The 14,642-nt window shown below is 49.4% G+C and carries 15 protein-coding genes and 1 other RNA gene; 4 read left to right on the plus strand and 12 right to left on the minus strand.

What is annotated here, in order from left to right; genetic code table 11:
* Positions 1 to 185 precede the first annotated feature (185 nt).
* Both QOR60_RS06375 and QOR60_RS06380 read right to left on the minus strand, forming a co-directional pair.
* The gene (locus QOR60_RS06375; protein ID WP_283582543.1) at positions 186 to 572 is read right to left on the minus strand and encodes a CvfD/Ygs/GSP13 family RNA-binding post-transcriptional regulator; all 387 of its coding nucleotides are present in this window, start codon (positions 570 to 572) and stop codon (positions 186 to 188) included.
* Between the two features lie 11 nt (positions 573 to 583).
* The gene (locus QOR60_RS06380; protein ID WP_283582544.1) at positions 584 to 1,165 is read right to left on the minus strand and encodes a peptidylprolyl isomerase; all 582 of its coding nucleotides are present in this window, start codon (positions 1,163 to 1,165) and stop codon (positions 584 to 586) included.
* 134 nt (positions 1,166 to 1,299) lie between these two features.
* On the opposite strand from QOR60_RS06380, the gene QOR60_RS06385 reads away from it, so the two are divergent.
* Both QOR60_RS06385 and QOR60_RS06390 read left to right on the plus strand, forming a co-directional pair.
* Entirely contained in the window at positions 1,300 to 2,307 is a 1,008-nt protein-coding gene (locus QOR60_RS06385) for an NAD(P)/FAD-dependent oxidoreductase (protein WP_283582545.1), read from the plus strand.
* Between the two features lie 74 nt (positions 2,308 to 2,381).
* Positions 2,382 to 3,026 carry a VTT domain-containing protein gene (locus tag QOR60_RS06390; RefSeq protein WP_283582582.1) on the plus strand — a complete coding sequence of 215 codons (645 nt, stop codon included), beginning with the start codon at positions 2,382 to 2,384 and terminating at the stop codon, positions 3,024 to 3,026.
* A gap of 61 nt (positions 3,027 to 3,087) precedes the next feature.
* Here the strand turns inward: QOR60_RS06390 and glmS are convergent, their stop codons facing one another.
* Together glmS and QOR60_RS06400 are read right to left on the minus strand one after the other, a co-directional pair.
* On the minus strand, positions 3,088 to 4,911 hold the full coding sequence (gene glmS, locus QOR60_RS06395; RefSeq protein ID WP_283582546.1) for a glutamine--fructose-6-phosphate transaminase (isomerizing): 1,824 nt from the start codon (positions 4,909 to 4,911) through the stop codon (positions 3,088 to 3,090).
* A 207-nt stretch (positions 4,912 to 5,118) separates the two neighbouring features.
* Entirely contained in the window at positions 5,119 to 6,075 is a 957-nt protein-coding gene (locus QOR60_RS06400; protein ID WP_283582547.1) for an L-lactate dehydrogenase, read from the minus strand.
* Between the two features lie 228 nt (positions 6,076 to 6,303).
* Between QOR60_RS06400 and QOR60_RS06405 the strand changes: the two genes are divergently transcribed.
* Complete coding sequence (locus QOR60_RS06405; protein ID WP_283582548.1) at positions 6,304 to 7,254, plus strand: sugar-binding transcriptional regulator; 951 nt, start codon at positions 6,304 to 6,306, stop codon at positions 7,252 to 7,254.
* A gap of 85 nt (positions 7,255 to 7,339) precedes the next feature.
* Here the strand turns inward: QOR60_RS06405 and QOR60_RS06410 are convergent, their stop codons facing one another.
* From QOR60_RS06410 to QOR60_RS06440, 7 genes are all read right to left on the minus strand, one after another.
* Positions 7,340 to 8,806 (minus strand): sensor histidine kinase, encoded by a 1,467-nt coding sequence (locus tag QOR60_RS06410; RefSeq protein ID WP_283582549.1) that lies wholly within the window; start codon positions 8,804 to 8,806, stop codon positions 7,340 to 7,342.
* A complete protein-coding gene (locus QOR60_RS06415) occupies positions 8,806 to 9,519 on the minus strand; it encodes a response regulator transcription factor (RefSeq protein ID WP_283582550.1) in 714 nt (237 codons plus the stop codon). Before QOR60_RS06415 ends, QOR60_RS06410 begins: the two co-directional genes overlap by 1 nt.
* A gap of 264 nt (positions 9,520 to 9,783) precedes the next feature.
* Positions 9,784 to 10,153: a transfer-messenger RNA gene (gene ssrA / locus QOR60_RS06420) on the minus strand.
* A gap of 48 nt (positions 10,154 to 10,201) precedes the next feature.
* Entirely contained in the window at positions 10,202 to 10,918 is a 717-nt protein-coding gene (locus tag QOR60_RS06425; protein WP_283582583.1) for a ribonuclease H family protein, read from the minus strand.
* Between the two features lie 63 nt (positions 10,919 to 10,981).
* A complete protein-coding gene (locus tag QOR60_RS06430; RefSeq protein ID WP_283582551.1) occupies positions 10,982 to 11,299 on the minus strand; it encodes an ArsR/SmtB family transcription factor in 318 nt (105 codons plus the stop codon).
* A 148-nt stretch (positions 11,300 to 11,447) separates the two neighbouring features.
* Positions 11,448 to 12,317 (minus strand): class II fructose-1,6-bisphosphate aldolase, encoded by an 870-nt coding sequence (gene fba, locus QOR60_RS06435; protein ID WP_283582552.1) that lies wholly within the window; start codon positions 12,315 to 12,317, stop codon positions 11,448 to 11,450.
* A 110-nt stretch (positions 12,318 to 12,427) separates the two neighbouring features.
* Positions 12,428 to 12,736, minus strand: coding sequence for a hypothetical protein (locus QOR60_RS06440; RefSeq protein WP_283582553.1), 309 nt, complete (start codon positions 12,734 to 12,736; stop codon positions 12,428 to 12,430).
* 245 nt (positions 12,737 to 12,981) lie between these two features.
* Here QOR60_RS06440 and QOR60_RS06445 point away from each other — a divergent pair, with 245 nt between their 5' ends.
* Positions 12,982 to 13,212, plus strand: a complete 231-nt coding sequence (locus QOR60_RS06445) for a hypothetical protein (protein WP_283582554.1) — start codon at positions 12,982 to 12,984, stop codon at positions 13,210 to 13,212.
* 60 nt (positions 13,213 to 13,272) lie between these two features.
* Here the strand turns inward: QOR60_RS06445 and glmM are convergent, their stop codons facing one another.
* A complete protein-coding gene (glmM, locus tag QOR60_RS06450) occupies positions 13,273 to 14,628 on the minus strand; it encodes a phosphoglucosamine mutase (protein ID WP_283582555.1) in 1,356 nt (451 codons plus the stop codon).
* Positions 14,629 to 14,642: the final 14 nt, after the last annotated feature.

Here is a 14,642-nt window from a genome sequence, read left to right on the forward strand (position 1 = left end):
TCGTTAAATTATGTTGCTCAAAAGAGCCCTACACATTTAATTCGTCGATACTGTGTTCAGTTTTCAAAGATCTATCCAGACTGTTGCTAACCAACAGCGATTATTATCTTACTAAAACAGTAGTTCACTGTCAAGCACTTTTTTCGCCTTGAAGTGATAATTCCAGGGCTTCCCCGCAAACCTTACTACTTCCCCTGCTCAATGTTATCCAGGGCTTCATCAACCCATCCGGTTAACCGCTCCGCAATCGGCGCAAACCCCGTCGTCACTTTACGGGTTGTCCAGTAGTGTTTCCGCTGATTCCCCATTTGACCGTGTCGTTCAAAATCAAACTGTCGTTCCAGGCACCGTACTGATAAGCTGATTTTTCCGGTAAATTCGTCAATATCAATAATCATGACCTTTACCTTTTGCCCAACTTTCAAGTAATGGTGGATATCCTCCACGTATCCGTTATGGCATTCGGAAATATGAATTAACCCTTGCGTACTATCATCCAGTGCCACGAAAGCTCCATAGGGTTGGATTCCCGTTACCTTTCCTTCAAGTACCATTCCAGTCCGATAATTCATCCCGATCGCCCCTAATCCGTTACCTTGACCGTTTGAATTGTCACGTTCTGCTGCGGTTTATCTTGTGCATCGGTTGCACACGCCGCAATTTGATCAACAACATCCATTCCCGTGATTACTTGCCCAAAAACAGTATGGTGAAAATCAAGCCACGGTGTGCCCCCGTTAGCGTACGCCTCAATAACCTTTTTCGGATAACCTGCAACTTCCATTTGCACGTTCATTTCCGGCGAAAGGTGCTGGTTTTGTACGATAAAGAATTGGCTACCATTTGTGTTCGGGCCGGCATTCGCCATTGACAATGCTCCCCGCAAATTAAACAGTTTCTTAGAAAACTCATCGGCAAACGGTTCACCAAAGGCACTCTCGCCACCGTCTCCGGTCCCCGTCGGATCACCACCCTGGATCATGAAGTCGGCAATTACCCGGTGAAAATTCACGCCATCGTAGTATCCCCGGCGTGCAAGTGTTACGAAATTCTCAACCGTTTTGGGTGCCTGTTCGGGAAACAGTTGAACAGTAATGTCACCATAGTTTGTACTGATTACCGCCGTTGGGCCACTAACCCGTTCTAATTCTAACTGCGGATACATCTAACTTCCTCCTCACCGCACTGTTTTATCTTCGCTCTTAATAATAGCAAGCATCCCCCCATTCCGCAATTTGTCTCCGCCCCGTGAAACCGCTATGATAAGGAGGAAGATTATTACTACTAGGGAGGAAAATCATGGATTACTACGACCTAACAATTATTGGCGGCGGCCCTATTGGTCTCTTTGCGGCAACGTACGCCCGCATGAAACTCGCAAAAACACAAATCATCGAAAGCATGGGGGAACTCGGCGGACAGGTAAACGCCCTCTTTGCCAGCAAACAAATGTATGACATCCCCGGCTACCCTTCAATTACCGGAAGCGAACTGGTAACTAACCTGCAGGAACAGGCTCACCAGTTTGGCCCGGCAATTCGCCTAAACGAAACCGTTACTTCTTTTGAGAAAACGGCCGAAGGATTTGCCATTCACACAACCAACGGAACGACGTATTCCCGGGCCATCATTATTGCTACTGGGATTGGCTCCTTCGAACCGCGACGGCTTCAAGTTGAGAACGCGGCAGAACTAGAAAACCGTCACCTGCACTACTTCATCCCGGACCTCACCCGCTTCCAAGATAAGGATGTCGCTATCGCCGGTGGCGGGGATTCCGCCGTCGACTGGGCCCTCGCCCTTAACGGTATCGCCCGGCAGGTCCATATTATTCACCGCCGGGACCAGTTCCGGGCACTAGAAGGCAACGTTGCCCAGCTCCGGGAAACTGCAACCGACTTTATTACGCCGTACCTAATCAGTGCGCTCCAGCCAACTGACGATGAGCGGGTTACCATCACCTTGCAACGGGCACGTGCCACTGAAAAGCGCAACTTAACCGTTGACGACCTCATCGTCAACTACGGCTTTGTTTCTAATAACAAACAGCTCGCTTCGTGGGGGCTCACCCTTGCCGAAGACGGCAATATCGCCGTTAGCCGCACAATGGAAACATCCATTCCCCGGGTATACGCAATCGGCGACGTTGCTAGTTACGAGGGAAAGCAGGGACTCATTGCGATTGGGATGGGCGAAGCACCGGTTGCCGTGAATGCCGCCCTCCAGGCAATTTATCCGGAGAAACGGCAACCAGTCCACAGTACACAACTGATTAAAAACTTCCGGGCTGCGCAAAACAACCAGTAATACTTTACAACGGTCTGCTCAAGATGATACCTTATGTGGTAACTGACACGTAAAGGAGTAGTCTTGTGCATATTATCAACTTTATTATTGACTTTATTTTGCATATCAACGACCACCTCGTTTCGGTTGTTCACCTCTTCGGAGATTGGACCTACCTCATCCTATTTGCGGTAATTTTTATCGAAACCGGGGCCGTGATCATGCCGTTTTTACCGGGTGATTCGCTACTTTTCGCCGCATGCGCACTCGCAGCGAACTCCGAATATCACCTCAGCTTCTGGCTGTTCGCGTTTCTCTTTTTGGTGGCATGTCTGTCCGGTGACTCCCTCAACTTCTTTATCGGAAGCAAGGTTGGGCGTTCGGTCAGCCAGAGCCCGTTTTGGGGGCGGTTCATCAAGGAAGAAAACCTACGCAAAACGGAAGCCTTTTTCGAAAAACACGGGGGGATCGCAATCTCGCTGGCACGGTTCATGCCAATCATCCGGACCATGTCCCCGTTTGTTTCGGGAGCCAGCGGTGTTGCCTACAAAACGTTCCTAAAATACAACGTAATCGGCGCCGTTAGCTGGGTAATTCTGTGCTGCTGCAGCGGATATTTCTTCGGTAACTTCCCGGTCGTCAAGGAGCACTTCTCCCTGATTATCATCGGCATTATCATCGTCTCATTGCTCCCAGCGGTCTTTACTGCGTTAAAGGCGAAACTCAAGCAAAACAACTAACATTGCATCCAAAAAAGTGCTCCCGTGAGCAAATCACGGGAGCACTTTTCTTAGCTATTAATTATTCAACAGTAACACTCTTTGCCAGGTTCCGCGGCTTATCAACGTCGTATCCCCGGTGCAGGCTTGTGTAGTATGCCAGCAACTGTGCCGGAACAACGGTAACAAGCGGCGTCAGGAGTGGGTGAACGTTTGGTACCTTCACAACGTGGCCCTCTGCCAGGGAGGCTAATTCCTCACTAACGATAGTAATCACGTTTGCCCCCCGTGCAATCACTTCCTGAACGTTACTCCGAGCGTGGGTAGCCGTCACCTTATCCGTCATGATTGAGATGACCGGTGTTCCCTCTTCAATCAAGGAAATGGTTCCGTGCTTTAATTCGCCGGAAGCAAAACCTTCCGTTTGAACATAGGAAACTTCCTTCAGCTTAAGGGCAGCTTCAAGGGCAACATCGTAGTCAATCCACCGGCCAAGGTAAAAGGCGTTCCGGGTCTCACTCAAGACTTCCGTCGATAATTCCTCGATCCGGTCCTTTTCGTCAACCAGCTCCTGCATTCCGTTGGCAACCTTTGTTAGTTCCTGCTGCAGCGGGAAGTCCGCAGCCACTGTTTTACCCAGTTCCATTCCTAACCGTTTTGCCAGAATCGCCTCAACCGCAATCTGGGAGGTGTAAGCCTTCGTGGAAGCAACCGCAATTTCCGGCCCAGCGTAGAGCAACAGCGTGTACGTTGCTTCCCGGTCCAGCGTTGAATTAGCCACGTTAGTAATCGTCAGGCTTGGGTAGTTCATTTCGTTAACCTTAACCAACACTTCCCGGCTGTCCGCTGTTTCCCCACTTTGGGTTAAGAAAATGAAGAACGGGTGCTCCGTCAACAGCGGCATGTGGTAACTAGCCTCAGAAGCCACAAAGACTTCCGTTGGGATTCCCGTCAACTGTTCGAAGAGTTCCCGGCCAACTAACCCGGCGTGGTAACTCGTTCCGGCAGCAACAATGTACAGGTGGTCCGCCTGCTTCATGCGGTCAATCAGCTGTGCATCCATCTTGATGCTTCCGTCTTCGTTAAAGTACTCCTGCATCAGCTTCCGCATTACGGCTGGCTGTTCGTCAATTTCCTTTAACATATAGTAGTCGTACGGCCCCTTCTCGGATGCACTGGCATCTTCATCCACGTGGAAATGCTTGCGGTCAACAACCTGCCCGTTTTGATCCTCAATCGTGACCTGCGTCGGCGTAATCATCGCAATATCGCCGTCGTTTAATTCGGTAAAGTCGTGTGTCTTTGCCAGCATTGCCATTGCGTCAGAACAAACCGCATTAAACCCGTCGCCCGTAGCGATCAGTAACGGTGACTTGTTCTTGGCCACGTATAACGTGTCCGGCTGCTGGTTGTCAATCATCAATACTGAGTATGATGAGTTTTCATCGATTAGGCTTAATGCCTTCTTCAACGCATCCTTGGTTGCCATTCCTTCGTCGGCAAACTTTCCGACAAGCTGAACGATTACCTCTGAGTCCGTTTCTGAAGCAAAGTGGACGCCACTCAGGTAGTCCTTCTTTAATTCAACGTAGTTGTCAATCACTCCGTTGTGGACCAGGTAAAACCGCCCATCAGCAGCCACGTGCGGGTGCGCATTGGCAACGGTAGGATTTCCGTGCGTTGCCCACCGGGTGTGTGCAATCCCCGTTGTCCCATGAACGTCATCACCAAGCTCTTCGCGCAACTTAGAAATCCGTCCCTTCACCTTCTTGAGGTATTCGTTCCCATGCTGGTCGTTAACATAAATCCCGGCGGAGTCATATCCCCGGTACTCTAACTTCTCTAATCCGTTTAATAACGTTTCAACGGCATCATCCGTGCCGGTGTAACCCACAATTCCACACATATCATTATCATCCTTATCAAATTGGTATATATCAATATCAATTAGCTAATATTGAGTACAGGCAATAATATATAGCTCTTTGTGATAGATGTCAACCATGTTGTTCAAATTGGTATATGTCTATACCGATTTGAGGACGCCGGTGAAGGCATAAAAAAACCGGTAGGCCTTAAAAGCCTACCGGTTAACTAATTATCAGTAATTAGCTTAGTTGTTCCGCACTGAGTCAAGAACTTCCTTCAGTTCAGCAGCTGACTTGTGCAGTCCAGCCTTTTCTTCGTCCGTGATGTGCATCTCAACGATCCGCTCAACACCGTTTTCACCAACGATTGTCGGGATCCCGGTGAAGATGTCGTTCAGGCCGTATTCACCGTTGAAGTATGCTGAAACTGGCAGGATAGCGTGCTCGTCTTCAAGGATGGCACGAACAACCCGAGCGGTACTCAAACCGATTCCCCAGTTGGTCATCTTCTTCCGGTCAATGATGTAGTAAGCGGCGTCCCGAACGTTCTTCCGGATGTCTTCGAGGTCTTCCTTCTTAATAACCCCTTCGTCGCCATCAGCAATCCAGTCCATCAGCGGCTTCCCACCGATTGTTGCCTGTGACCATAATGGCTGTTCTGAGTCACCGTGTTCCCCGACGATGTAAGCAGAAATGTCGTGCGGGTCAACACCGGTCTTGTTTGATAACTGCATGCGTAACCGCGTGGAGTCAAGTGACGTTCCGGTCCCGATAACCCGGTTCTTCGGTAAGCCAGATTCCTCCCATGCAACGTACGTTAATACGTCAACTGGGTTTGAAACGATCACAAGGTTGCCGTCAAAGCCAGAAGCCATAACGTCCTTAACGATCGTCCGCATGATCTTGGAGTTAACGCCCACAAGTTCAAGCCGTGTCTGACCAGGCTTCTGAGCAACACCAGCGGTAATAACTACCATCTGAGCGTCCTTGCAGTCAGAGTAATCACCATGGTAAACCTTGCAGTTTTCTGGGGCGAACGTAACACCGTCCATTAAGTCCCGTGCTTCACCATCAGCCTTGTCACCGGCAACGTCGATCAGGGCTAATTCATCAGTTAATCCCTGGTTCAGGATTGAGTAAGCACAACCCATTCCAACGCTTCCGACACCAACGAGGGCAATCTTACGCTTTGTAACAGTCATTATACAGACCTCCAAATAAAGATAATTGATTTAGCATTCATACCAAATCAAAGATGGGACATTACATCCCAACTCACGATTAATTATAGCAAAGTTTAATTTGAACTAAAAGGAATAAGCCCTACGATGAACTGCCCCATAACCAGCTTATTCCCCTAAGCAATTCCTAATTTCCGCCCGTTTCGTGATAAAATGAGCGTGGAAACCGTTTTACTTGGAGGGATTACAATGACAACAAACGGGCAGCGTGAACTACTCAGTGATATTGCCCGGGACTTTTATCTCGGCAAAAAGTCGGTCAGTGAATTGGCCAAAAAGTACGGCATTAGCCGGTATTACATTTCAAAGTACCTGGATCAGGCGCTCAAGGAGCACCTCGTGACGATTACAATTCATTCAACCGCAGAACAAAACACGGAACTGGAAGAACAGCTCCAGGCCGCCTTCCCCGTTAATCACATTTACGTTCTTAAGAGTGGCGATAATCCCGCCCAGGCAGACGACGTTTTCTTCAGCTTTGCCGCAAAGGTAGTGCAGCAGGTCATTCGGTCTAGTCATATCATCGGGTTAACGTGGGGGGACACGGTTTACAAGTTGATTAACCACTTCAACTCCGTGAGCCGGTCAGACCTAACCTTTACTCAGTTTGTCGGGGAAAACATGCGCTATAATTCGTATGCTGGTTCGATGCGGATGGTTCAAAAGGCCGCCGAAAAGTATGATACAACCTACCATACCATTTCAGGACCGCTCTACGTCCTAAACGACGCTGCCCGGGCGGCCATGCTCGCTGAACCTTCAATTGCACCTACCATCGACCTCGCCCGTAAAATGGACACGATCATTTGTGGCATCGGGACCATTACCGCGATCCAGGCCATTGATACGTGGAAAAATAACTTCCGCCAAATTTTCGCGGGAATCAACCCCGACCGGATTGCAGGAATCGTGTACGGCCGGCCGGTATCCCTTGACGGTCACTGGCTACGGCCAACCGTTGACAAAATCCTGGGGATCCCGTTAGAGCAGGTCCTTACCACCCCTCACCGGATTGCGGTGATTCAAAACAAGTTTAAAACAAATGCGGCGGTCGGAACCCTCCGGGCGGGAGCATTCACGGACGTCATTATGGACGAACGGGTTGCCGTCCGCATCCAAAAGGTTCTTCGAGATAATTAATTACCACGAGATTGAATCCAAAAAACGTTCCCAATCATGGATTTCTTTATCCAAGATTAGGAACGTTTTATTTACCATTTTCTGACTAATTCTCGGGTTTAGCCGGCAAGGTAACGGTAAACGTTGATCCTTCGTTGGGCGCACTTTCGACGGTAATCGTCCCGTGATGCAGGTGAACCAACTGGCGCACAATCGACAATCCCAGACCCGACTCGCCGTACTTCGTATTCTTCCGCGACGGGTCAGCCTTGTAGTACCGGTCCCAAATCCCCTCCTGTTCCTCAGCGGACATTCCGATTCCGGTGTCAGCAATTTTAATTATCACCTGGTTATTGTCAGTGTCCGCATGGGCCGTGACCGTGATCGTTCCGTCCTTCGTAAATTGAATAGCGTTTTGCATGATATTAATAACAATCTGGATAAACCGGTCATGGTCCGCATATACCATTAACTTAACGGGAACGTGAAGTGCCAGTACATCCTTCTGATCTTCAGCCTTCTCCCGTAACTGCTCCTGAAGTTGACGCAATACCGGAGCCGCGTCAAACTCCTTCAGGTTAAGGGCAATCTGCCCCGTCCGGATTTTCTCGTAATCCAGATTATTATTAACAATTCGAATTAACCGTTCCGTTTCATTCCGCATTAATTCCAGACTCTTCATCCGGCTATCCGCTGGAATGGCATCGTACATCAAGCCCTCAATTAACCCGTTAATCGTGGTGAGCGGTGTTCGCATTTCGTGCGCGGCGTTGGAGAAAAACTGCCGCTGCATCCGGTTCTGCCTGTCAATCTTTGCGGCCGATTCCTTAAGTGACGTACTCATCCGGTTAAAACTATTAGTCAACTGGCCAAGCTCATCATGCATGTTAACGGGAATCGTTTGCCCGTAATCCCCCTGGGCAACCTCCTCAACGGCCTGCTTAAGTCGCAGTGTTCGCTTAGTCATGTAATGCGCCAGGGCGTAACTGATGAACAACGTTAATAAGACCGCCAGGAGCGTTGACAACCCCAAAATCTCGTACGTCCCGCGCATCGTTTTTTTCATACTCGAAATCGTTGCCCCAATTGAAATTACCGCCACCATATTGCCGTTACTATCAAAGCACGGCGAAAAAATATCGGTCGTATCCTTCGAGTACACACTTTTCTTATGCCCGGCAAACAACTGTGCGGGTTCATCCAGCTTTTCACGAAGCGTCTTCCCCGCCTTTAACTTTGCCCAGTCATTCGCCGAAATCCGGGCCTGGTAACCGTGCTCGGGGTAAACAACCTTATTAGGCGCCGTAAAAATAACCACCCGAACATCCTGGCTACTCAAAAGCTCCTCGCTCGAGTGTAGCCTGTCAATGTTAATTCCTAGCTGCTGTTGTCCGTTCACCTTCCGGGTAACCAGCGCTTGTTTCTTGAGGCTGTCGGCGTACCCTTCGAGATGGTTCCATGTGTTGGTATACGCCACCTGTTTGGTGAACCCCACAAAAAACGCTCCCATACTAACAATCAACGCCAACACCACGACCAGTGAACTTAAGAACTGCCTAAATACCAGCTTCATTACCCGTCGTCCTCCACGCTAAACTTGTAACCAACGCCCCAGACGGTGTGAATAAGTTGCTGGTGGGCAACCGCTAACTTCCGCCGAATTTTTCGGATGTGGGAATCCACGGTCCGTTCGTCCCCGACAAATTCATATCCCCAGATTTGCTGTAAAAGCTGTGTCCGGGTAAAAACCTGCTCGGGACTCTCCGCCATCACCTTTAGTACCTCAAATTCCTTCCGCGTAAGATCATTAATGGGCGTATCATCCCACCGCACTTCGTGAGTAACACTATTTAACTTAAAATGCGGCCCCACGACCACGTCAAAGTTATTCTTGGGATTAGTTCCCTGCGAACGCGCCAGCTGGGCCCGTCGCACCACCGCCTTAATCCGCTGAATTAACGCCAGGGGTGAAAACGGCTTGGTGACATAGTCGTCCGCTCCGACCTTGAATCCGAGAACCTCGTCACTTTCACTGTCCCGGGCCGTAACGATAATCACCGGAATTGTTGGGGACGCCGCCCGAATTTCACTGTTCACCTGAATCCCGTCCATTCCTGGCAGGTTAAGGTCAAGGATTACAATGTCATACTCGTCCGGATGTTCCTTAAACATCTTAACGGCACTAATTCCATCGTACGCATAATCAGCATCCCACTCTTCCTTTTGGAAAAAGAGGGACATCATCTCTGAAACCGAACGATTATCTTCCACCATTAGTATCTTCATTGTCCGTTACTCCTCTACTTCCCAGCTGTTTAACAGAAATCCACTTTATAATCAGTCTATCCGGGTAACCCCCGTCTGTCATTTCCATTGTAGCATAGTACCTTAAAGATTGATTGTGAATCAAGATTACAATTAAAATCTCCTGCTTGTTCTCAATTTGTTCTCAGTTTTTGCAAAAACATACGAAAACATATGATTCATTAAAAAACGAAACCCCGTAAAATCAACGTTTTACAGGATTTCGTAATAACATATGATTCATTCAAATGGAGATGGCGGGAGTCGAACCCGCGTCCAAGCGTATCGCCACTTAAGCGTCTACGTTCATAGTCATTCTATTTAACCTTCACTACCAGCTCCGCCGAATAACCTGGCCACCGCTAATAGCTAACCTGATAATCTCTTCTTTATCCCTCAGGTGGCGGCATAAAGCGTAAGTCCACTAATTGGTGAGACCCAACAGCGACACGTGGACGATGCCGTGTGGATCACGCAATGGCGCGATTAGGCAGCCAGAGCGTATGAATTGTTATTGTTTTTTGCAGTTATAATTTAACTGAGCGTTTTATGGTAGTCGCAACCTACCAAACGCAGCCTAAGCTCGACCTACACCTGTCGAATCCTAAACATCCCCGTTTAACTGTTTCCATTATATCATGGTTTTTTCCATGCCAACAGCGATTTACTTCCGTTGCATCCGGTCCATCGTCTGGTTTAACAAGCGGTCGACAAAATTATTTCCTGTATTTTGGGCGTGCCCCTTCGTCCACGTCAGGGTCAGCTTGGGAAACATCGGTAACAGGTTCGCGACCCGTTGCCATAACTCCTTGTTGGCAACGGGCGTTCCACTTGCCGTTTTCCAGCCCCGCCGTTGCCATCCTCGCAACCAGTGCTTATTAATTCCGTTCAGAACATACTGCGAATCCAGAACCCCCGTAACTGGTTGGCGGTTTAACCCCTGATCTTTAAGGTCGCTTAACGCGTTAATCAATCCTAACAGTTCCATCCGGTTATTGGTACTCCCAAACTCGCCGGCACTCGCACTGTTTCGGTAACCTGGTGCCGTTACCAGGTACGCCCACGCCGCTACGTCCGTTGCCTTGACGTGCCCGCCCCGGTAGTTACCATGGTTGCGGGTGCCGCCATCAGAATAGAAGACCACTTCGGTTGATGGGATTGGTGCCACCCTTCTCTCGTTCGGCTGGTGGGTAACGTGCTGCGAACGCCCTGCTTTCCTCCCCGTCATTTCATCCCGGAGCCACGCTTGGGCCGCCTGGACTGACGAAAAGCTCTTATAGCGCGCGTTTTTATAACCCTTTACCTGCCAGGCACACTCTTCCCAAGTGCCATAAATTCCGGGCACCTTCCCGCGGAGAACCGCATAAACCTTCTTTGCGATGACGTTCGCCTCCTTGCATAATCACCGCTTGATTTTACCGCGAACGTCCCTAAAAAGAAACTCCTACTTAGTCCTTCCTACTTTCTGTAGGTCACTGATTAGCGTCCGGAGCGGCACGTCCCACGTCAGGTAGTATTCACTCTCAAGCCCTTTCCTACGGTACGTTACCAGCTGCGCATTCCGCAGAATCTGTAAATGATGCGAAACCGCCGGCTGCGTAATTCCCAGTTGTTTTGTAAGCGCCCCAACGGTCATTCCCTGCCGGTGATGGCAAAGCAACGTGAGGATATACTGCCGTTTACGGTTAGCGAGGGCCTTTAACACCTTCTCCTCGCGGTGAAAAGCAGGTAAAATTTCCCCATAATCCTTTTTCTTAGCCATTGTTATTCTCCCCCTACAAACTAGCTCTCAAAATTCAATCTATCATGAAAGCGTTTTTATAACAAGGCCTTCCCTGCATTTAATAGTCCTTAAAATCACAAAAAAAGAGCCGCCCAAAGCGACTCCTTCAATGATAAGTTCAAGTTAATTAGTCGTTAACTGATGGTGTTCCTAACCAACCGATGATTTCCTTAACGGTGTCAACGATTGCTTCGGTCCCTGGTGCCAGCAGTTTCCGTGGGTCGTAACCCTTACCTTCTTGGTCCTTGCCAGCTTCAATGTACTTCCGCGTTGCGGCTGCAAATGCCAGCTGGTTTTCGGTGTTGATGTTAACCTTGGAAATTCCCATTGAGATTGCCTTTTCAATCTGTTCCTGCGGGATTCCTGAACCACCGTGAAGCACAAGTGGCGTGTCAACAGCATCAGCGATCTCCTGAAGCCGGTCGAAGTTCAGGCCCTTCCAGTTTTCTGGGTACTTGCCGTGGATATTACCAATCCCACAAGCTAAGTAGTCAACGCCGGTAGCAGCCATCGTCTTAGCTTCTTCAACGCTTGCCAGTTCACCTTCACCGGTAATACCGTCTTCCGTTCCACCGATTGAACCAACTTCGGCTTCAACGGAGATGCCCCGTTCGTGAGCAAGACGAACGATTTCCTTCGTCTTTTCAAGGTTCTCTTCGAACGGAAGGTCGTGGCCATCAAACATAACTGATGAGTAGCCCTCCTTGATGCATTCCTTGGCAGCTTCGTAGTTCCCGTGGTCAAGGTGCATGATAACCGGAACAGTGATGTTCATTACCCGCATTTCGTTTTCCACGAGGTTCTTAACCAGCCGGTAGTCCCCCATGTACTTAGCAGCACCCATTGAAACCTGGATCAAAACAGGGGTCTTGGTTTCCTGGGCAGCCCGCAGGATTGAACGCGTCCATTCAAGGTTGTTCGTGTTGAACGCACCAACAGCGTAGTGGCCTTTCCGGGCGGCGTTGTAAATTGCGTTACCATTTACAAATACTGACATTAAAACAGCCTCCTAAAAAAAGTTACTCTCTTGTGAGTACGTGTTCATTCTACCACACTTTTTCATCAGTGCTAGGCGGATTTTCCTAATTTTAGTGACTGCTCGCCGCACTACGCAACGTGATTTTCGTGCAAAATCTGGTCGACGACCTTCTGAATTTCTGGCGTCTTAGTCCACTCCGGAAATTCGTCAAAATCTTCCCCCGGCATCGTGAAATGTTCATTAACGTACTGCTCGTACTTAATCACGCTTGATGACCGCGGAATATTCAGCTGAATAATCCGTACTTCTTTGATTAGCCCCTTCATTGCCGCCTTTTCCGCCCGGCCATTCTGAACCATGTTTGCAATCTCATAGTACGATGAACCATCATTCCGGGTAATCTGTTCAATTAGGGTTAACGTTTCATGACTCTTCATCTTGGTCCCTCCATCCATTTTATGGTAAACGAAAACCACTGCAACAGCAATTCGCAGTGGTTGGCATAAGAGAGAAAGAGAATTGATTAAAAGGTAATTTTTAAATACCTTACGTCTATGATGATAACGGTTACATAAATAAATGTCAACCCTTTCATTCGCGCTTTATCAGTTTTTCTGTATCTTTTTCCCGCCAGGTTGACTATAATAAAAGTAATTTATCAGAACTCATTGGAGGAAAAACCGTGATTAACAAACGCCAGATGAAAGTTAGCTTTATTTGTGGGCTCCTAATTGTTCTCCTTACCCTCGGGTACTCGTACGTTCGGCACGGCGACTTCTTTAACGTGGTCGCCCTCCTTTTCTCGTACCGGATGTGGTTGCAGGGAGGACTCTTCCTGTTAATGCTCCTTCTAATGTACACGGGCGCGGTGTACTTAATCTTTCGGGTTATCTCCTACTTTGTACGGCGCTAATTTTTCGGCTAAAAAGAGTCCCGGATGGTCATCCAACCATCCGGGGCTATTCTTCTATCCTTAATCCTCAACGCCGACCTGGTCTTTTACCACATCAACGATTTCCATCACGTACTGGTGAACCAGTTCGGGCGTCTTCGCTTCTGCCATGACCCGGAGAAGGTCTTCGGTCCCACTTGGCCGCACAAGAACGCGCCCTTCGCCGGCCATCTCATCCTCAACCTTAGCAATCACGTCCTTAATGGCCTGGTTTTCGAGGGCCTTCTTCTTATCCTGAACCTTAACGTTAACTAATTCCTGCGGGTAAGTCGTCACTTCCGCGGCCAGTTCAGAAAGCTTCTTCCCCGTCTTCTTCATAATGTTCAGGAGTTGTAACGCCGTCAGCATTCCATCGCCCGTCGTGTTGAAGTCTAAGAACACAACGTGGCCGGACTGTTCGCCCCCAAGGTTATACCCGTTTTTCAACATCTCCTCAACGACGTACCGGTCACCCACCTGGGTCTTAACCGAGTGCAGGCCGTTTGCTTCCATCGCCTTGTACAGTCCCAAGTTACTCATTACCGTCGTTACAATGGTATCCTTCTTTAACCGGCCACGGTCACTCATGTACTTCCCGCAGATGTACATGATCTTGTCGCCGTCGACAACCTGGCCGTTTTCATCGACCGCAATGCACCGGTCGCCGTCACCGTCAAAGGCCACCCCAGCCTGGGCACCCTTTTCCACCACAAACCTGCTGAGGGCTTCTGGGTGCGTTGAGCCAACGCCGTCGTTAATGTTTAATCCGTTCGGCGTGGTTGCCATGGTGTCAAACTCTACTCCCAGGTCGGCAAACAGGCGGGACACAATTTCACTCGTTGCCCCGTTAGCCCCGTCAACGGCAATGTGGAGGCCTTCAAGGTTATCCGGAATTGTTTGTTCCAGGAACTGGGTGTACTTCTGAACCCCTTCCCGGTAGTCACTGAGGGTCCCTAAGCCCTCAGCACTCGGCCGGGGAAGGCTGTCTTCTTCCTGTTCCAAGAGGGCTTCGATTTCCTCTTCCTTTTCGTCTGACAGCTTGTAACCATCACCGCCAAAGAACTTAATCCCATTATCCTGGACAGGGTTGTGGGACGCTGAAATCTGAATTCCCGCATCAGCCCCCTGTAGCCGCACGAGGTAGGCCACCCCGGGCGTCGTCATTACGCCCAGTGAGAACACTTCAATCCCCACCGATAACAGTCCCGCCGTAATGGCCTCGGCAAGCATCTGCCCCGAAATCCGGGTGTCACGGGCAACCAGCACCCGTGGCGTGTGGTTATCCTCGGCGTGTTTGGTAAGAATATACCCCCCACACCGGCCGAGCTTAAAGGCTAGTTCTGGTGTCAGGGTCTGGTTCGCGATGCCCCGCACACCGTCCGTTCCAAAATACTTCATTCTTCGTTCAATCC

The organism is Ligilactobacillus hohenheimensis (assembly GCF_947381805.1).
GTDB lineage: Bacteria > Bacillota > Bacilli > Lactobacillales > Lactobacillaceae > Ligilactobacillus > Ligilactobacillus hohenheimensis.